Origin of the sequence: Streptomyces sp. NPDC051909 (assembly GCF_040681095.1) — a bacterium.
Classification (GTDB): domain Bacteria; phylum Actinomycetota; class Actinomycetes; order Streptomycetales; family Streptomycetaceae; genus Streptomyces.
Genome location: NZ_JBFAYA010000038.1, coordinates 1 through 16985 on the forward strand (window position 1 = coordinate 1; position 16985 = coordinate 16985).

The window sequence follows — 16985 nt, forward strand, 5'->3', positions numbered from 1 at the left end:
ATCCGGCCTCGGTGTCCACCGCTGGGTCGTCGAGCGGACCATCGCCTGGCTTCACGGCTTCCGCCGTCTACGCGTCCGCTGGGAACGACGCGACGACATCCATGAAGCCTTCCTCGGCCTTGCGACCTGCCTGATCACCCACCGACATGTCCAACGCCTTTGTTAGGACCTCTTACTGATCGTTTCAGAATGAGGTTCTGAGTCGTCTCAAGCAGATGATGCTGCAGGCGAGTTGGAGCAGGCCGAGGTGGAGTTCAGCGCGTATCTCGTAGCGGATGCGCAGGCGCTTGAATTGGTGTAGCCAGGCGAAGGTCCGCTCGACCACCCAGCGGGTCTTGCCCAAGCCGGAGCCGTGGGCGACGCCGCGACGGGCGATGAGCGGCTTGATCCCACGCTTCCATAGCAGGCGGCGGTACTTGTCGTAGTCGTAACCCTGGTCGGCGAACAGTCTGCGTGGCCGTGTGCGCGGGCGTCCGCGCAGGCCCCGGATCGGTGGGATCGCGTCCAGGAGCGGCAGGAGCTGGGTGACGTCGTGGCGGTTGCCGCCGGTCAGGGTGACGGCGAGCGGGGTGCCGTGCCGGTCGACGATCAGATGGTGCTTGCTGCCCGGCCGGCCCCGGTCGACCGGCGAAGGTCCGGTGTGAGCCCCCCTTTGAGGGCCCTGACGTGCGAGCCGTCGATCGCCGAGTCGTCCATCTCCAGGAGACGCGCCGCTCGCAGCTCGGCGAGAAGGACCTCGTGCAAGCGGGGCCAGACTCCGGCCTCGGTCCAGTCCCGGAGCCGACGCCAGGCGGTCACTCCTGAACATCCAACGACCTGGATAGGCAGATCGCGCCAGGCCACTCCTTTGCGCAGCACGTAGACGATGCCGGCCAGTGCGACGCGGTCCGATACCGGCAGTCGTCCGGGGTGGCGAAGGCGTCGAGCAGGCCGGACTGGGAGAAGCGGAGCTATGCGCTCCCAGAGACCGTCGGGAACAAGGTCGGCAGACACGTCGCAGAGTCTGCCCGACGTCTTGTCAGACATTGGCAGAGAGGCCGGTGCCGATGCGACTGGCGGCAGCGGCCGCTCGGGTTCAGCGCCAACCACCGTGGCGAGGCTCCACGTGCTCGCCAAACGGTGGGTCGAACACCTGCCCGCCGTCGGTCACGACGTAGTCCGGTTCGGTCTTTGAGGCGGCTGCGTGCAACCGGATGACGAGGTCAGAGGCAGGCAAGATACGCAGCGACAGGGCTGCGGCCACCTGGGCAGCTTCGTTGTCGATGTCCGGGTTGTCCTTGTCGCGGGACCGGTTGAGGTGTTGAGCGGAGATCTGCATGACCTCCACATCGCCACCACCCGAGAATGAGAGGCAGTCCCGCCACTCCAGCCCGATCATGATCTCCAGAGCGTCCGCCAGGTCATCGGCGATCAGCCCGCCCTCCCCCTCGGAGCTCGCGAATACCACCGGTCGGCGGCCGTTCTGCTCGGCACACAGGAAGTACGCCCCACCAGCGAACTCCCCGGCGATCACCTCCAGCGGCGCACCCGAGGCAAGCCTCAAGCCATCGCCATTGCGCTTCCGGTGGATGTCGAAGCCGAACGATGACCGCAGCAGCAGATCGATCTCCGGAGTGGTCTGGATCAGGTCAAGCAGATCATCACTTGAGGTCATGGCACGGACGATAGCGAGAGCCGCTGACGTGTTAGCGCCCAGGTGAACAGCGCGCCCATGTCTGGCCGACCGTGGCGCGACCCGTGGATGGCGTACTTCAGGCGGCACCCTGCACCCAGGCCATCACAACTCATTCTGAAACCAGCAGTTAGTCCTCGTCGACGGCACCCTGATCCCTACCGATCGCATCGCCGCAGACGAGCCGTACCACTCCCACAAGCCCAAGCAGCACGGCATGAACATGCAGGGCACTGCCCGCCCGGACGGCACACCGCTATGGTTCTCCCGGGCAACGCCGGGGCGCGCCCACGGCCTGACCACCGCGCGTGCCCACGGCATGGCCCAGGCCTGCCTCACCAGGCAGGTCCTCATCCTCGCGGACCGCGCCCACCAGGGCGCCGGCGCCACCGTCCACACCCCTATTACCGCCACCGCGAACAACCCGATCGCTACCAGCAGCTCAACCGGGACCATGCCCGGCTGAGAGTCCCGGGCGAACCCGCCTTCGCCCTGCTGAAGTCATGGCGACTGCTCCGGCGAGCCAGATGCTCCACCCGCCGCATCAGCACCATCGTCCAGGCCGTCCACACACTGTTGACCTGCAGCTGCTCAGGATGAAACGGGCCAGTGTCGGCGAATCGCCAACTGGGTAGCGCTTACTCGTGTGCGGTGCTTCCGTCTGTTCTCACAATGGCCGGTATTGCGGGGGTCTGTCATCAGGCAGGCATCCGCAGTACCGATGTGCAGTACAAGCGGTGACGCGGTGCGGGCGAGGCGATGGCTGTTCCGGCTCAAATTCAGGCCGTTTGCCGAACGCACGTCGGTATGAGGAACAGAGCACGCCTTCGGAAGGACCCCCTGTGAGACGTAACCAGAGCCGCCGGTTCACCACTGTCGCACTAGCCCTGCTCGCGGCTACGGCCTCCGTCGCTGCTGCCCTTGGCACCTCTGCGGTGGCCGCGCCAGCTGCGACGGCCGAGGGACGTATTCTGGGCGAAGGCAAACCCAACGCGATCGACGGTTCCTACATCGTGGTCTTCAAGGACTCCGAAGTCCCCAAGGCCAAAGTGGATGCGAAGGCGCGTGACCTGGCCAGCAAATACAACGGCGTACTCAAACGCCAGTACCAGCACGCGCTACGGGGCATGGCAGTCCAGATGACCAAGACACAGGCCAAGAAGCTGGCCGCTGACCCGTCGGTCAAGTACGTTGAGCAGAACGCGAAGGTTTCCGCCGCGGGTACACAGAACCCCGTTTATACATGGGGCCTGGACCGCATCGACCAGCGCAACATGTCGCTGGACGGCTCCTACACCTACCCCAACACGGCCAGCAACGTGCGGATCTATGTCATCGACTCAGGAATCCGAACCACGCACACGGTATTCGGCGGCAGGGCCACCTGGGGCACCAACACCACGGGCGACGGCATCAACACCGACTGCCACGGGCACGGCACCCACGTGGCTGGCACCGCGGCCGGCAACTATCACGGGGTGGCCAAGGGCGCGCAGCTGACTGCGGTGAAGGTGCTCGGCTGCGGCAACTCGGGCGACTGGGCAGGGGCTATCGCGGGTATCGACTGGGTGACCGGTGACCATGACCCCGGCGAGCTGGCCGTGGCCAACATGAGCATCCAGAGCGAGTTCTACCAGGCCGGAAACGACGCGATCACCGCTTCGATCGCCGACGGGGTAACCTACGCGGTCGCGGCGGGCAACGCCACCCGGGACGCGTGCACCATCTCGCCGGCGAGTACTCCAAACGCCATCACGGTCGGTGCGTCGACTGAATCTGACGGCCGCGTTGGCTGGACAAACTGGGGATCCTGTCTGGACCTGTTTGCACCGGGTATTGGGATTCTCTCGGCGACCGCGGAAGACGACTACGCCACCGCCTGGTGGAGCGGTACCTCCATGGCATCCCCTCACGTCGCCGGTGTCGCAGCAATGGTTCTGTCTGCGAACCCCTCCTTCACCCCCCAGCAGGTACGCGACACAATCGTCAATGGAGCCACCAACGGAGTGATAACCGACGCCGGAACCGGATCGCCCAACAAGCTGCTCTTCGCCGGCGTACACAGCGTCGTGGTGCCGAACGTCCTCACCTCCGACCGTGACGCCGCGATCAGCGCAGTCACCAGCGCCAGCCTGACGGTCACCGAAAGGACGCAAATCGACAACACGTGCACTTACTACAACCAGGTGATGGCCCAGTCGCCGGCCGCCGGAACGGTGGTACCCGAGGGATCTGCTGTCACCCTCACGATCGGCAAGCCGGGCAAATTCTGCTGAACCCGGACCAACCACCCCGTAGTCAGACATCCCGCGACCTGTCGGCCGCACCCCCGGGCCGGGAAAATGGGGCGGGGTGTCCGTCCGGAGGACGTCGTCGGGTGCTGTCACGTTGTTGGCAACGGCGTGGGATGATCTTCGGGTTGTCCGTGCCTGGGGAGGGGGTCGCTGGTGTCGGATGTGCCGCCGTCGTACAAGAACCACCGCTATCCGGTGGAGGTCATCTCGCACCGCGTGGGGTTGTACTTCCGCTTCCCGCTCAGCTTCCGCGAGGTCGAGGAGCTCATGCTCGAGCGCGGCGTGATCGTCTCCTGCGAGACCATCCGGCGCTGGTGTCTGAAGTTCGGGCAGAGCTACGCCAACGGGTTGCGCCGCAGGCGTCCGAGGCCCGGTGACAAGTGGCATCTGGACGAGGTGCTCATCAAGATCAACGGGGAGTGGAAGTACCTGTGGCGGGCCGTCGACGCCGATGGCAACGTGCTCGACATCCTCGTCCAGAACCGCCGGGACAAGGCCGCGGCCAGGCGTTTCTTCCGGAAGCTGATGAAGACGTCCCGCTCGGTGCCCAGGGTGATCGTGACGGACAAGCTCCGCTCCTACGGCGCCGCGCACCGTGAGGTGATGCCGTCGGTGGAGCACCGCTCGCACAAGGGAGGGCCTGAACAACCGGGCGGAGAACTCCCATCAGCCGACAAGGCAGGGCGAACGCGCGATGGTTGCGTCCAGGGAAGTGGTGTAACGGGGTGACGCGTCCCTGCGGGGGTGTGTTGCTCTGAAAAGCGAGACGGCCACCGGCTGATCCTTCGAGAACGCATCACTGATCTTGAAGGGAAACCGATGACGGCATCTGAGAGGTCGTTTTCGTCCAGTAAGACGCTTGCTTGGGGCGGTTCTTGGGTGGCCTTGTCGGCCTGTCTGCGGTGAGTTCTGAGGCTGTGGTGGCAGGTGTGCCGGCTGTGAAGAAAAGCCGCCGGAACCGCGCAGTTCCTCTGTCTCATTCCAGTAAGCCGGACTGGAATGCTTCTGCCCGCTCGATGTCACTGGCTCTGGGCAGAAGGTGATTCCGGGCGGTATGCCGTCATCATGACGGCTCGCCGACCGTATCCGAGTGACCTGTCCGATGCCCGCTGGGCTCTGGTGGAGCCCACGTTGATCGCCTGGCGAAGCGATCGCGCCGCCCGTGCACTCGCCTCCGGCCGGCCACTTAGCACGATCTGCGCGACCTGCTGGACGCGATCCTCTATGTCGACCGCACCGGCATCCCATGGCGGTACCTCCCGCACGACTATCCGCCTCACCAGACCGTCTACGCCTACTTCGCCCGATGGCAGAACGACGGGTCTTCGCCCAGCTCAACGGGCTCCTTCGCCGTCTCGTGCGGACCGCCGAAGGGCGAGGGGCCGAGCCCACGGCCTGCATCGTCGACTCGCAGAGCGTCAAGACATCCACCAACGTCCCCAATGACCAGCCAGGGCATCGACCCCGCCAAGAAGATCATCGGGCGCAAGCGGAGCATCGTCACCGACACCATCGGCCTGCTGCTGGCCGTGCTGGTCACAGCCGCGAGCGTCCAGGACGGACCGCCGACCGTCACCTGCTGACCCAGATCGCTAGCGATCACCCCACCGTCACCAAGGCATGGGCCGACATGGGCTCACAAGAACGCCGTCGTGGAACACTGCGCCGCCCTGGGCATCGACGTCGACATCGTCCGCCGCAATCCCGCGACCAAGGGATTCGTCGTCCAGCCTCGCCGCTGGGTCGTCGAGCGCACCCTGGGCTGGCTGATGAACCACTGCCGCCTGGCCCGCGACTACGAAGCCCTCCCGACCAGATCCGAAGCCATGATCCACATCGCGATGATCAGCCTCATGACCCGCCGCCTCACCGGGGAAAACACACCCACCTGGCGAGGCGCATGAAGACCAAATCCAGGGATGAACCACCCAGTTAGGCAAAGCCGCCGAGAAGTGCGTCCAGAGCAGGTGTCAAAGTCGCCCGCGTCCTCGCCGTGGCCAGCGGTTCGCCGAATGCACCCGGCCAGCGTGGATTCCGGAACCTCCGCACGAAGGCCGGCTTGCCCGCTGGTGCACCGAAACCACCGCACCCGGGCCCTGGACGCCCGCCGGGCTCGAAGAACCGGCAACCCGCACCCCGCCACGACGCAGGACGAGTCCTCACCGGCGGCGAGGCATACCGGCGACCCGCCCACCACAAGGTCGGCACCAAACCCCCCGACGAACTGGTTGTGCGATCGGTGCGGGGCTGCTTTCTCCGGCGGGACTGAGTTGTATGCGCCGGTGCCGGACCCGTGCAGGACGCCTACGGCGTGCGTTCGCCCGGTATGAAGCGGTCGGCGTGCCCAGTCACGGCAGCGCAGGCACCGGCCCACATGATCAGTGCCCAGCGGGTCAAGGCGCCATTGGCCCCGAGGCGGACAGCCCCGGGGCGCACGTGGCCCTGGGAGGAGGCAGGCGACGATGTTCTTGTGGCGGGAGACCGCGCTGCCGGCGGAGAGCCGTGCCGCAATGGGAAGGAGAATGAGTTTTCGTGTTAATTGGCAACGCAGAGGACGACCGCGGCGACGGAGAAGTAGGGTGTAGTCGTCCGGTTTGCTATGTCGAAGGTGGCGCTGCTGCCTGAGTAGCGGGCATCCCAATCCAGATCGGGCCAAGGTCGCCCGGATGCCCCATAGACTCCACTGGGAACCAGTCCTTCCTCGGTAGCCCCAATTCGCGGGAACTCCTCCGGGCAGCTAACTTCCGCTTGCGAGATTTTGCCTCCTAGCTTTGCTTCGAGTTTGGTGGCAGCGGCAAGGTCTACCAATCCGGTTGCGGCAGCACCTGGGCCGCACGTATATGTCGCAATGAATGACCCGCATTGGTTACTGCTATTATAGGCGGCGACAATGAAGGCATTTAGGTCCCTGATGCACTGGCGAAATTCTGTGCGAATTGCCGAATATACGCTTCCGCGGGTGACCTTTTTACTACATGCTGACTGTTATTGTGAAAATGCTGCACCATATCCGTTCTGGTTCGGACTGACCCTCGTTTAGACAGTCCTGGTGACACCGCCCGATGGGGCAGTTTCGGAGGCGCTGGCAGGGGTTGTGGGTGCTATTGCGAGCGATGCACCCAGGGCACCCAGGGCACACAGTGCGCGAGCCCTCGTAAACCTGAATGTCTTTATTGAGAATCCCATGGTGGCACTTCATCATATTTCTCGCGGCTGTCGAAAGTGGCCTGTTTTATTGAGTCCGGCGATAGCGGAAGCTCGTGTCAACTTTTCAACTTCCTGCTGGGGCTCATAGGTTAGAGTCGCCCACTTTCGAAACTGTGAAAAGCGGCGAACGGGTCGCCGATTCACTCATTACGCACTGATCGGGAGTCGGTTCGTGAGTAACTGATGCTGTTACTGATCTTTGACTACGGGCTTGATGCGGGTGGGGGGAGTTCGAGGCCGGTTCCGGCCAGGAATGCCAGGAGGAGTTCGAGGTGGCGCTGGATGTTGCGCAGGGCGCTCTTCGCGGCCCGGTGGAGCTCGTCAATCGAACGGAATGCCCGGTTGGCGATCTTCTCCTTGGCGTGCGCCCAGAGCAGTTCGACGGGGTTCAACTCTGGTGCGCAGGAGGGCAGCTGGATGATCGTGAGCCAGTCCCTGCCGCTGTGCGTACTGTTTCACGTGCTTGCTGATGTGGCTGGAGTAGTTGTCCCAGACGATGGTGACCGGGCCGTCCAGGCGGCGGTGCAGCAGGGCCAGGAAGCGGGGGAAGTCCTTCTTCGTGTAGCCACCCGAGGGCTTGATCGCATAGATCAGCCTCGGCTCCTCGCCTTCCTTGAAGCAGACCCATGCCACCATGCTGATCTTGTCGTTGCGTTTCCCGGACAGCCGCAGTACCGGGGTCTGCCCGGCCTTGCCCCAGGTGCGGCGGACGGGCCCGTTCAGCCAGGCTCCGGCCTCGCCCTCGAAGCAGACCCACCCGCCGAGGGCTGTGACCTGCACGGATGGAAGGCCGCCGGCCACGTTTCCGTGCGCCATGCGGCAATCGCCTCCTCGTTGCGCTCGACGGCCCGCACCTTGGGCACCTGCCACGACCAGCCGAGGCGGTCCAGCAGCCGCCACACCCCGGAGATCTCGTACCGGACCTTGAACCGCTCCTCGATCAGCACCCCGACCCGGGCCAGCGTCCATCTCTGGTCCTGCCACCCGTACGCCGTCGGCCCCGCACGCAGAAGATCGTCCAGCTCCCGTTCCTGCTCCGAACTCAGGTAGGAGTTGCCGCCCGGCCCCTTGGACAGCAGAGCCTCCCGGCCGCCCTCGACCCAGGCCCGACGCCACAGACTGACTGCCTGCGGCGTCACCCCGAGCACCTCCGCGACCTTGCTCTGCCGCATCCCTTGCTCGAGCAAGTCCGCCGCCTGCATGCGCCGCCGCTCCAGCTCAACTGGACGCAGCAGCCTGCGAGTTCGAGTCCCCATACAACCGGTATGCCGAACATGACCAGATCATCAAACGCAGCGTCAAAGATCAGTACACATCAGCCGAATTCCGCGACAAAATAAGCGAGTTGGGCCTGCGGCAAAGCTGCGGACGCACCAGCTCCTACTTCGACAACGCCGCCGCGGAAAGCTTCTGGGCCCTGCTCAAAGAAGAAATCGGCACCCGCGTCTGGCCCGACCGGGCCACCGCCCGCGCAGAGGTCTTCAACTTCATCGAGACCTTCTACAACCGCCGCCGCCTGCGCAAGCACAAGATCTTCGGCTACCTCACCCCAGCCGAGACCAGGCAGCGGCATCAGCACGCCCTCGCGGCGTAGATATCGAGTGTCTAAGATCACGGGGTAACTTCAACTCGAGGCGGATATGAGCAGCAACCCCCTACGTCTGAACATGGCCCCGGTGAGAGACTGCTCTGCATGCAAAGTTTGAGTACATGGATCGGCCGCACTTTGGTGGCCTACCACTTACATGCGCTTGCTACTGTGACTGTGGCTGCCACTGCGCTACTCATGCCAGTTGCAGCAAGCGGTCATATTCATCTCGAATCTGTTGCCCTCGAAATAGAGGGGCCGATACCCCCACCTCCGCCGCCGAATATTTAGCCAAAGGCCTCGGAGGCACCGCACGCCGCCGCCCTGCCCGTGAGCTTCCCTGCGACCCCACGTCGCTGACCTTGAGATACGAGCACTCCCACCTTCCCGGCCCCGGCGACTACGACGACACGCTGGAGGAATGGATGGTGTCCGTCGTACAGCGGGGTGACGGCGACGAGGACGGCCCCACGGTCGGTGAGCTGACCCTGTTCCGGCTGCGCGACTACACCGGCTTCAGCCGGATCGAGGCCGCGGACGGCTACTCCGCCGAGCTGTTGAGCATCGCTGAGACCGTCCTGGACGGGAGCGACTACAGCGACGCCTTCATGGAGGCGATCGAGTCACCGGTCGGTGACCTGCTGATCCTGGACCGGGTGTACTCACCAAGCCGCTGCGCGGCTTCGGGCTTGGGCCGCTCTTCGAGGCCGAGGCGATCCGCCGCCTGGAGGGCGGGTGCTGCGCGGTGGCCTGCGAACCGGGGATGAGCGAGCGGCCCGAGGACGAGAGCCTGGTCACCGACGCGTACGCGGACGCGGCTACGAAGAAGATCGCGGCCTTGTGGGAGTCCATCGGCTTCGAGCACTTCTCCGAGGGCGTCTACCTGCGCGACACCGCCCTGGAGCACGGCGGTGAGCTCCGCCGGTGCCGCAAGGAGCTGGCCGCGCTCGGCGAGGAGTACCGCAGCGCACGCCGGTGACAGCCGCCCCCGGCTGGGGATCAGCGGTACAGCCGTTGGCGCTGAGATTGATCAAGGACCGGCGGGGTGGCTACGCCAGTCCGCGCTCGCGGGCGATCCAACAGGCCGCGGTGATGCGCCAGTGCAGCTCGGCGCCGGTCCGGGCCTGGAGCCCTTCGGGCAGGTCGTCCATGCCCTGCTGGAGGATCTGGTCGGCGCGGGCCATGGTGTGGACGTACAGCGTCAGCGCGGGCAGCGTCACCTCGCCGAACGCGGCGGTGACCGTGTCGTCGACGTCGCGCGCGTAGGACTCCAGCAGCTGCCGCCCCTCGGGCCCCTGCGCCAGGACGTCGGCGATGCCGGCTCCGGTAGGGCCGTCGAGCCAGTCCTGGATGGTCGGCCACGATCCGTCGCTCATGCCCCGAGTCTCGCCTCCTCATCAGGAGATCCGTGCTCGCGCCGTACCTGGCCGACTACATCAAGACCGGGCAGTACGACCGCCACTCCCTCCTCCGGCGCTGTCCCGGAGGGGACCTGCACCGTACCCCGGTCTGACGGCCGCTTGTGGGCGCCGAGGTGAGCCCAAAAGGGGCAATGGGATGATCTTGGCTGAGCGAACTGGGCAGGTTGGCGTATGGAAGTAGTCCCGAGTGCCAGGAGCGCCACCGTGACCGAGTCGTACACCAGCAGCCCGATCGATGACCTGTGGCAGGCAAGGGCCGTGAAGGCTCTGGAACGGGCGGTGATCAGCAACTCCGTGCCGGACGGCCGCCGCAGTTTGGCGGTGGAGGTGGTGACCGTCTTGATGAAGGCGGGGCTGCCGGTCTCGGATCTCCACGCTGACGCCTTCGAGGACCGGTGTGGGGCGGCCCTGTCGGTCGTTCCCGGGCCCGCCGGCTTTCAGGTGCTGTGGCGGCAGCACCCGCACATGGAGAACCGGGCCGACGACGTGTGGCGCGCCCAGCAGACCGCCATGCACCAGGCGATGCGTTCGATCTTTCAGGCTCAGGGCTTCTGGCTGAAGGACGATCAGCCCACGGGGGAAGCGCCGGTCGTCATCGCGCGGACCCGGCCCTGACGGACGCGGTGCCCGCGCCGACAGGCCGCCGCTGGTCAGGCCGCTGGCGTGAACAGTTCGAGCAGGCGTTCCCTCTGCCGGGGGCCGAGGCCCTGGACGCGGCGGTTGGCGGAGATTTCGAGCTCGTCCAGGAGCTGGGCGGCGCGGACCTTGCCGATGCCGGGCAGCGACTCCAGCAGGCGGCGGACGAACACCTTGCCGACCACGGCGTCCTCGCGGGCGAGGACGTCCTTCAAGGCGACCTTGCCGTCCTTGAGCTGGGCGAGGATCTCGCCGCGCTCCTTGCGGACGGCGGCGGCCTTCTTCAGCGCCTCGGCGCGCGCCTCGGCGGTCAGTGCTGGCAGAGCCATCGGTGGACCTCTTCTCGTACGGCGTTGCGGCGGCCATCATCACCCCGCCATCGGGCCCGTGACCAGCAGGTTTACGGATTCACCCCTGGTGGGGTGTCGACTTCGCCCCGTGCGGTCCAGGTCTTGAGTACGTGTTCGCGGCCGTCGCTGACCTCGATGAGGCGGATGACCACGCTGTCCTGGCTGCCGTACAGCCCGACCCAGCCGCGGTACGTGCGCAGGGCGGGAGCGTCGTCGGCCCACTCCCCGGTGACGGCCGGACCGCCCTCCTCGAACTGGAGCACCACGAGGTACCGGGTCGTCACCGGGTCGTCACCGGGCGGGCTCCGGCTGGTCCGCCGTACGCGGGCCGGGGAGTTCGCCGGCCTGGAGCGCGGCGAAGTCTGCGTGCGCGGCCTCGACGGCTTCGGGGTATGCCTCGCGCTTGGCGTGCTCGGCCAGCGCCCGGCAGATGCTCGCCACCGAGGGGCTCTGCCCCTTGCGCTTGCCGGTGGGGATGATCAGGTCGGGCTGGATCTGCTCGACCGACTCCCCGTTCGCCCGGCGCCGCAGCACGGTGTGGAGCATGTCGTCGGTGATGACCGCGGGCCGGCCGCCGTGCTTGCCCCTGCGGGCCGCGGTGTCGAGCCCTTCCAGGGTGGACTCGCGGATGTTCTCCCGCTCGGTCTCCGCCATCGCCGCGAAGAACGCGAACAACAGCTTCCCCGGCCCGGTCGGGTCGTTAGATTCCGGGCAGGGGCCCGGCGAGCATCTCCAGCACCAGGCCGTGGGCGGTGAGATGGTCGGCGAGCGCGGTGAGCTCGGCGGCGTCGCGGCCGACCCGCTTCATCTCGTACACGGTGAAGATGACCCGGCAGTGCGGGGCGTGCGCCTTGACCTCCCGCGCCGTACGGAGGGCCTCCTCGAACTTCGGGCGGACCCGGACGCGGGTGCTGATCTTCTCGCTGAAGATCTTGTCCCTGGGGACACCGTGCCCCGCGAGCGCGTCGAGCTGGGAGTCGAGTTCCTGCCCGAGCGTCGAGCAACGGGCGTACCCGATGCGGATGTCCGCGCTCGGCAGGTCCGGGTCGATCGGCGCCGGCGGCGGGGTGCCCGGCCGCCACGGCCGGCCCGGCCCGCGGTCGGCCGGGGTCGGCACCCGCAGGGCCTTCTTCAGCCGGGGCACCATCGTGAAGCTGCGGGTGTGGTAGCCGGAGGCGACCGCGCCGCCGCGCGAGCGGCAGGGGCGAGCCGGGCTGGGCGTCACACTTCGGACAGGCGTGCTGTTCGACGTCGTCGGCGTCCGACCGGTCGTTCGGGGAAGGGGGTTGAGGGTCCGTCATGGGCCCGGATTTTCTCACAATGCAAGTCTCAGAAGGAGGTCCGTCCCGCTCTTGAGTGAGAACGGGTTCTGCGAACGATTCCGGGTCCGGCGGGGGTCCGGCGGTCTATGATTGATCTTGCTCGCGCAAAGGACCGTTTGTGAGAGTAACCGCGCGTGCGGCTCTGGCCCTTGCTCGCGGGCGGGGAAGATCACCAAGGTGAAGTGGACGGTGTCGCGGCCATCTGTTCGAACTTCGCAATCAGGAGCCGCGCGTCGGCGACCGCGTCGTGCGGGCCGCCGAGCGGCTGGTTGCGGTAGGCGCCGCGTTTGACCGACCACAGCCCGCGCCACACCGCGTACGGCACCATCGCGTCCTCCCACCGGACCCGGCCCAGCCACTCGTCCGCCGCCGCAGCATCGCCGTGGTGGCGGTGGAGCTCGCGCTCGATGACGCCGCGGTCGAAGTCCATCTTGTACGCGACCGCGACCCTGCCGTGGAAGACGTCGGTGAGGCAAGGCAGCAGCTCGGCGAAGGCCGGGGCCTGGGCGAGGCGGTCGAGGGTGATGCCGTGCACGGCGACGGCGGCCGGCTCCACAGGGGCGTTCGGCTGGACGTACTCGTTGAAGACCACGGTGCCCGCGCGGTCGACGGCGGCGATCTGCACCGCGTACGCGTTCTCCAGCCCGGTCGTCTCCACGTCGATGGCCAGCAGCGTCTCGTCGGCGAGGAGGCGGCGGGCCCAGGCGGCGACCTGCTCGCGCTCGCGGGTCCACGACGACGGGCGCCGCAGGGAGCGGATCGCGTCGTCCAGGTCGCGGTGGGCCTCGCGGCTGTCCTGGACCCGCCACAGCGGTCGGCCGCCGTCCGTCTCCGCCGCCACGCTCCCGACGTACACGGCCGCCTCGTACACCGCCCAGACAGGGCGGTCGGTGTCGGCGGGCCGTACGAACTGCACCGGCTGTTCGTCGACGGTGCGGGTGAACAGGTCCTCCCACTGAGCCGGGTCCGTGATCGTCACCAGCCGCCCCCTTCTCCTCCGAGCACCTGCGCCGAACCGGTGGCCGCGGCCACCGCCTCACGCGATCATGGCAGCGTCCGCCGCCTTCAGGGAGGAATCAGCCCATGTCGAACAAGACGAAGGTCCGCAGGCTCGCGCCCGGCCCGGACCGCGACAAGGTCGCGGCGGAGCTGAAGAAGAAGTACGACTCCGGGACGAGCATCCGGGCCCTGGCCGAGGAGACGGGCCGCTCGTACGGCGGCGTGCACCGCCTGCTCGCAGACGCCGGGGTCACCTTCCGTTCCCGGGGCGGAGACCGGCGCAGCGCCGAGTCCTGACCGCACGGCGGGACTGCACGGCGGGCGTACGGTGGGTGTATGGCGAGGTGGGAGCCCGAGCTACTTCCAGGCGCACGACATCGCGGTCCGGCGCCTGGTCTCCGCGCACCCCGACGAGTACGAGCACCTCCTCGACGAGGCGAGGGCCGACCTGCCAGCCGAGCCCTGCGCGGAGTGCGCGTACCTCGGCGCCGCGGCCCTGGAGCTGGCCGATCTCCTCGGCCACTACGTGCAGGGCCACTGGGTGCAGAGCGCCTTGTGGTCGCACGAGATCCGCAGCGTGGCGGCCCTGCACGCCGCCCTCGACGGCGACCTCGGCCTGTACTACTTGCACGGCGACGGGCTGGGGGCCGGCGGCCTGGAGCGCGTCCACGACCGGGTCCGCCGCCTGGAACGAGACCGGCCCGCGCCCGGGCCACGGCGCCCCTCGAAGGTCCCCCTCGACGCCGGGCCGCCCCCTGCTGCCGGTGTGCAAACGTCCAGGTCACGGGCTTGACGGTTCCGGCGGATCGGCCGGAAGTAGACCTCGACGTCCTCACGGCCTCCGTCATGAGGCAAGCGCGTTCGTACTGGTCAGCGGCCTGCGGCGGGGTTCTGGAGCCCTGCCCGGCGTAACGGCTTCGCGTACCCCATCGGCCCGGTGGCGGGGCCCGGAACGCCTTCTGCCGACAAGAGTCCCGGTCGTAGACCTTGTCCTTGCGGTGCAGGTGGCCCCGCGCGAAGCGCCGACCGCAAACCGGACAGCGCACGACCTGCTCGGGCGCCTCGCCCCACAGGAACGCCAGCCCGATGGCGAAGGCTTCCCGCTGGCGGCGCAGCCACCGGCGATGCGCCGCCCGGGATGCCCGATCGCAGAACCGCTTGTCGCTGCGGGAGCCCTCCGGTAGCGGCTTCGAGCACAGGACGTACGCGCACCGGCGTACCCACTCGGCGGCCATGCTTTCACCGTACGCCCGGCGGCGATGCCTCACCCCGGGGCCGCCGGGCCGGCCCCGGGCCGGCCTGCGTGTCGGCGACAGGGCGAGAATCACTCGGTGTCCGGGTCGGTGTCGCTCGGGTGGGTTCCGGTGAGCTCCCACTCCAGCATCCGCATCCGCTCGACGCCGCGGCGGGCGTCGGCGACCATCGCCGCGTCGAACTCGTAGTCGGGGCCGATGTCCGCGGCGTCGAAGTAGGCGTCGATCCGGCTGGCGTCGCCCGTCGTAACGAAGTGGCGGCACGCGAGGCCGTGCTTGATCCGGGCACCGCTGATGTCGGGGAAGTTCGCGATCAGCGCGAGCGCCGCCTCGTCGTCGTTCAGATCCGTCGGGGCGTAGGCGAGGTAGAGGGCGCCGAGGTCGCGCTCGTAGGGGCGGTGGGTCATGCCCTGACCATCGGCTGCCCGGCGCCGGAACGGGCCCCGCCGTACGGGTGACGTGTGTACGCCGGGGCCGGGCGAAGCTGGGACGATCCCCTTCATGTCCTGTGACTGCAAGGCCGGCCTGACTGTCCAGCTGCACGACGGCGGTACGCGCTACCCCGTGGCCCCGGTGGACCAGCACACCGAGCTCTCCTACTGGTTCGACGCCCGCTGCACCGCGTGTGGCACCCGGTACGAGGAACCCTTCGCGCGCGTCGACGAAGCGGGCCAGGAGCTGGCCGACCAGACGGAGGATCTGCCGGTGGTTGACACGGTCTGGCTCGCCAAGCAGTGCTGCCCGTTCACCTGCGGCTGCGACCAGGAGTCGCTGCATGCGCGGTCGCGGCCGGACACGGCCCGCCAGGCACTGCCGTAGGGGTCTTCATCGGCTGGGCTCAGCGGTGGTGGTCGAGGAAGACGCGGGCGCGTTCGTCGAGCTCGGCCGCGACCCGTACGCCGCGGGCCCGGTACGGGCGCAGGTCGGAGCGCAGGGAGCGGACGGCCCTGAGGGTGCGGGTGGATTTCACCCCGGTCATGGTGTCGATCGCGCGGCCCCACGTGGTGTACGCCTGCTCGATGCTGCCCTGCTCGGCCTGGGCGACCAGGTCGAAGGCGATGATCCGCGCGTACGTCGCTCCGGGCCGACTCGCCGCCGCGGTCGCGTACTGGTGGGCGGCGTTCGGGCGGTCGCCGAGGGTCTCGAAGACCTTCGCCGTACGGGAGTGGACGGTCGCCGCGGGTGGGCCCCACACCAGCGCCCAGAAAGGCACCTCGTCCCCGGCCCCGGCCGCCAGCGCGGTCTCGGCGAACTGAACGTCGGAGAGGGAGCGGCGGTTCTGGCCGGTCTTGGCTAGCGCGTGCGCGTGGATGACGGCGAACAGGGCCTCGACCTGCTGGCCGACGCGGCCCTTGGCGCGGTCGCAGCCGGTCTCGGCGAGGGCCAGGCAGTGCTCGGGCCGGTGCAGCTTCATGCCCTGCTGGGACATCGTGCGCATCACGAACCCGTCCTGCCCGGGGACGCCGGAGGCCCGCGCGAGGGCGAGGGACTGGAGGTAGTAGCGCTGGGCGAGGCCCTGTTCACCGCTGTCGTACGCCTTCCAGCCGCACAGGTGGGCCGCCGCCGAGGCGACCGAGAGCGCCTCGGCGCGGACGTCGTCGCTGGCGAAGCGGCCCCGGCACAGCTGGGCGACGTCGGTGACGAGGTACTGCACGAAGGCAGAGCGTCCGTGCTGCCCGCCGTGGCGCTCGTCCATGTCCATGAAGAGCTTCACCATGTCGCGGACCGCGGCGACGTCGGCGTGGCCGGCGATGCCGCCGCCGCTGACCGTGCGGGTGCGGGCGGCGGCTTCCTGGACGGTCTGGAGCGGGAGGGTCGCCGCGGCCATGGAGTAGGCGGAGGCGGCCAGGAATCGGCGGCGGTTCACGTCGGCCTCCCCGATGGCGGTGAGCGTTTCGATGGGATCGAAGTCCAGCGTCAGCCCGATGCTGTCATCTTCGCCCCCGGCCGGGGAACCGAGTCCGAGGTCTTCGCGGGTGATCCGGCGCCCCAGGCGGCGGGACAGCGCCTCCGCCAGGTAGCCGGGCGTCGCCCCGGACGGTTCGGCGCCCTGCACCCGGTGGTGGACGGCCGACTTGTTGGTGCCCAGGCGCTGGCCGCTCTCTAACGCCACGGTCTTCACGGCACGGGCCACCCCGTGGTACGGCAGCCCGGACTCGTCAATCAGCGCCTTGAGCTGGTGGTTCGCAGTGCGCTGGGTCATGGCGTCCTGCCCTCGTATACCCGATATACGGCTCCGCGCG

Annotated in this window: 19 protein-coding genes and 6 pseudogenes; 13 read left to right on the plus strand and 12 right to left on the minus strand. The window is 67.9% G+C overall.

All coding sequences use genetic code 11. The features are described from left to right. Positions 1-166: transposase (locus tag AB0M18_RS33815; RefSeq protein ID WP_365764931.1), on the plus strand; the 166-nt coding region annotated here is incomplete at its 5' end. 18 nt (positions 167-184) lie between these two features. Here the strand turns inward: AB0M18_RS33815 and AB0M18_RS33820 are convergent. Together AB0M18_RS33820 and AB0M18_RS33825 are read right to left on the minus strand one after the other, a co-directional pair. Next, positions 185-993, minus strand: a protein-coding gene (locus AB0M18_RS33820; RefSeq protein ID WP_365764859.1) for an IS5 family transposase whose coding sequence is annotated in 2 segments (ribosomal slippage) — positions 185-654 and positions 654-993 — 810 coding nt in all. Because the reading frame shifts where the segments join, the coding sequence is not laid out codon by codon here. Positions 994-1075: 82 nt separating this feature from the next. Then, the gene (locus tag AB0M18_RS33825) at positions 1076-1654 is read right to left on the minus strand and encodes a hypothetical protein (protein ID WP_365764861.1); all 579 of its coding nucleotides are present in this window, start codon (positions 1652-1654) and stop codon (positions 1076-1078) included. A 151-nt stretch (positions 1655-1805) separates the two neighbouring features. On the opposite strand from AB0M18_RS33825, the pseudogene AB0M18_RS33830 reads away from it, so the two are divergent. The 5 genes and pseudogenes from AB0M18_RS33830 to AB0M18_RS33850 all read left to right on the plus strand — a co-directional run. Continuing rightward, a pseudogene (locus AB0M18_RS33830) lies at positions 1806-2272 on the plus strand (transposase family protein); the annotation flags it as partial. A 242-nt stretch (positions 2273-2514) separates the two neighbouring features. Next, positions 2515-3948, plus strand: coding sequence for a S8 family serine peptidase (locus tag AB0M18_RS33835; protein ID WP_365764863.1), 1434 nt, complete (start codon positions 2515-2517; stop codon positions 3946-3948). A gap of 153 nt (positions 3949-4101) precedes the next feature. Beyond that, positions 4102-4663 (plus strand): annotated as a pseudogene (locus AB0M18_RS33840) (IS6 family transposase); the annotation flags it as partial. A gap of 368 nt (positions 4664-5031) precedes the next feature. Continuing rightward, positions 5032-5870: pseudogene (locus AB0M18_RS33845) on the plus strand (IS5 family transposase). A gap of 119 nt (positions 5871-5989) precedes the next feature. Next, positions 5990-6235 (plus strand): annotated as a pseudogene (locus AB0M18_RS33850) (hypothetical protein); the annotation flags it as partial. A 1141-nt stretch (positions 6236-7376) separates the two neighbouring features. Here AB0M18_RS33850 and AB0M18_RS33855 read toward each other — a convergent pair. Then, positions 7377-7989: pseudogene (locus tag AB0M18_RS33855) on the minus strand (IS630 family transposase). Continuing rightward, entirely contained in the window at positions 7893-8375 is a 483-nt protein-coding gene (locus tag AB0M18_RS33860) for a winged helix-turn-helix domain-containing protein (protein ID WP_365764865.1), read from the minus strand. Before AB0M18_RS33860 ends, AB0M18_RS33855 begins: the two are co-directional and overlap by 97 nt. Positions 8376-8560: 185 nt before the next feature. On the opposite strand from AB0M18_RS33860, the pseudogene AB0M18_RS33865 reads away from it, so the two are divergent. From AB0M18_RS33865 to AB0M18_RS33875, 3 genes and pseudogenes are all read left to right on the plus strand, one after another. Then, positions 8561-8767: pseudogene (locus tag AB0M18_RS33865) on the plus strand (IS3 family transposase); the annotation flags it as partial. Between the two features lie 356 nt (positions 8768-9123). Next, on the plus strand, positions 9124-9528 hold the full coding sequence (locus AB0M18_RS33870) for a hypothetical protein (RefSeq protein WP_365764867.1): 405 nt from the start codon (positions 9124-9126) through the stop codon (positions 9526-9528). Next, positions 9525-9740: a hypothetical protein gene (locus tag AB0M18_RS33875; protein WP_365764869.1), complete on the plus strand. Its 216-nt coding sequence runs from the start codon at positions 9525-9527 to the stop codon at positions 9738-9740. The genes AB0M18_RS33870 and AB0M18_RS33875 overlap by 4 nt, the downstream gene beginning before the upstream one ends. Positions 9741-9810: 70 nt before the next feature. On the opposite strand, the gene AB0M18_RS33880 is transcribed toward AB0M18_RS33875, so the two are convergent. After that, complete coding sequence (locus tag AB0M18_RS33880; RefSeq protein ID WP_365764871.1) at positions 9811-10137, minus strand: hypothetical protein; 327 nt, start codon at positions 10135-10137, stop codon at positions 9811-9813. Between the two features lie 249 nt (positions 10138-10386). Here AB0M18_RS33880 and AB0M18_RS33885 point away from each other — a divergent pair, with 249 nt between their 5' ends. After that, the gene (locus AB0M18_RS33885; RefSeq protein WP_365764873.1) at positions 10387-10797 is read left to right on the plus strand and encodes a hypothetical protein; all 411 of its coding nucleotides are present in this window, start codon (positions 10387-10389) and stop codon (positions 10795-10797) included. A 35-nt stretch (positions 10798-10832) separates the two neighbouring features. Here AB0M18_RS33885 and mihF read toward each other — a convergent pair whose 3' ends face one another. From mihF to AB0M18_RS33910, 5 genes are all read right to left on the minus strand, one after another. Then, complete coding sequence (mihF, locus tag AB0M18_RS33890; RefSeq protein ID WP_365764875.1) at positions 10833-11147, minus strand: integration host factor, actinobacterial type; 315 nt, start codon at positions 11145-11147, stop codon at positions 10833-10835. 71 nt (positions 11148-11218) lie between these two features. After that, complete coding sequence (locus AB0M18_RS33895; RefSeq protein ID WP_365764877.1) at positions 11219-11452, minus strand: hypothetical protein; 234 nt, start codon at positions 11450-11452, stop codon at positions 11219-11221. Between the two features lie 7 nt (positions 11453-11459). Next, a complete protein-coding gene (locus AB0M18_RS33900; RefSeq protein ID WP_365764879.1) occupies positions 11460-11843 on the minus strand; it encodes a hypothetical protein in 384 nt (127 codons plus the stop codon). Between the two features lie 25 nt (positions 11844-11868). After that, complete coding sequence (locus tag AB0M18_RS33905) at positions 11869-12393, minus strand: recombinase family protein (protein WP_365764881.1); 525 nt, start codon at positions 12391-12393, stop codon at positions 11869-11871. Between the two features lie 266 nt (positions 12394-12659). Continuing rightward, on the minus strand, positions 12660-13469 hold the full coding sequence (locus AB0M18_RS33910; RefSeq protein ID WP_365764883.1) for a 3'-5' exonuclease: 810 nt from the start codon (positions 13467-13469) through the stop codon (positions 12660-12662). A gap of 26 nt (positions 13470-13495) precedes the next feature. Between AB0M18_RS33910 and AB0M18_RS33915 the strand changes: the two genes are divergently transcribed. Continuing rightward, positions 13496-13786, plus strand: a complete 291-nt coding sequence (locus AB0M18_RS33915; RefSeq protein ID WP_365764933.1) for a helix-turn-helix domain-containing protein — start codon at positions 13496-13498, stop codon at positions 13784-13786. Between the two features lie 31 nt (positions 13787-13817). Next, entirely contained in the window at positions 13818-14282 is a 465-nt protein-coding gene (locus AB0M18_RS33920; RefSeq protein WP_365764885.1) for a hypothetical protein, read from the plus strand. 531 nt (positions 14283-14813) lie between these two features. Here AB0M18_RS33920 and AB0M18_RS33925 read toward each other — a convergent pair. Further along, positions 14814-15149, minus strand: coding sequence for a hypothetical protein (locus AB0M18_RS33925; protein ID WP_365764887.1), 336 nt, complete (start codon positions 15147-15149; stop codon positions 14814-14816). 94 nt (positions 15150-15243) lie between these two features. Between AB0M18_RS33925 and AB0M18_RS33930 the strand changes: the two genes are divergently transcribed. Beyond that, complete coding sequence (locus AB0M18_RS33930) at positions 15244-15561, plus strand: hypothetical protein (RefSeq protein WP_365764889.1); 318 nt, start codon at positions 15244-15246, stop codon at positions 15559-15561. Positions 15562-15580: 19 nt separating this feature from the next. Here the strand turns inward: AB0M18_RS33930 and AB0M18_RS33935 are convergent, their stop codons facing one another. Then, positions 15581-16945: a hypothetical protein gene (locus tag AB0M18_RS33935; protein WP_365764891.1), complete on the minus strand. Its 1365-nt coding sequence runs from the start codon at positions 16943-16945 to the stop codon at positions 15581-15583. Positions 16946-16985: the final 40 nt, after the last annotated feature.

Excerpts from the sequence above, each read along its gene's own strand:
- AB0M18_RS33825 (WP_365764861.1), bottom strand. The coding sequence starts at position 1,654 with ATGACCTCAAGTGATGATCTGCTTGACCTGATCCAGACCACTCCGGAG.
- AB0M18_RS33860 (WP_365764865.1), bottom strand. The coding sequence starts at position 8,375 with ATGCAGGCGGCGGACTTGCTCGAGCAAGGGATGCGGCAGAGCAAGGTC.
- AB0M18_RS33875 (WP_365764869.1), top strand. The coding sequence starts at position 9,525 with ATGAGCGAGCGGCCCGAGGACGAGAGCCTGGTCACCGACGCGTACGCG.
- AB0M18_RS33880 (WP_365764871.1), bottom strand. The coding sequence starts at position 10,137 with ATGAGCGACGGATCGTGGCCGACCATCCAGGACTGGCTCGACGGCCCT.
- mihF (WP_365764875.1), bottom strand. The coding sequence starts at position 11,147 with ATGGCTCTGCCAGCACTGACCGCCGAGGCGCGCGCCGAGGCGCTGAAG.
- AB0M18_RS33925 (WP_365764887.1), bottom strand. The coding sequence starts at position 15,149 with ATGACCCACCGCCCCTACGAGCGCGACCTCGGCGCCCTCTACCTCGCC.
- AB0M18_RS33930 (WP_365764889.1), top strand. The coding sequence starts at position 15,244 with ATGTCCTGTGACTGCAAGGCCGGCCTGACTGTCCAGCTGCACGACGGC.
- AB0M18_RS33935 (WP_365764891.1), bottom strand. The coding sequence starts at position 16,945 with ATGACCCAGCGCACTGCGAACCACCAGCTCAAGGCGCTGATTGACGAG.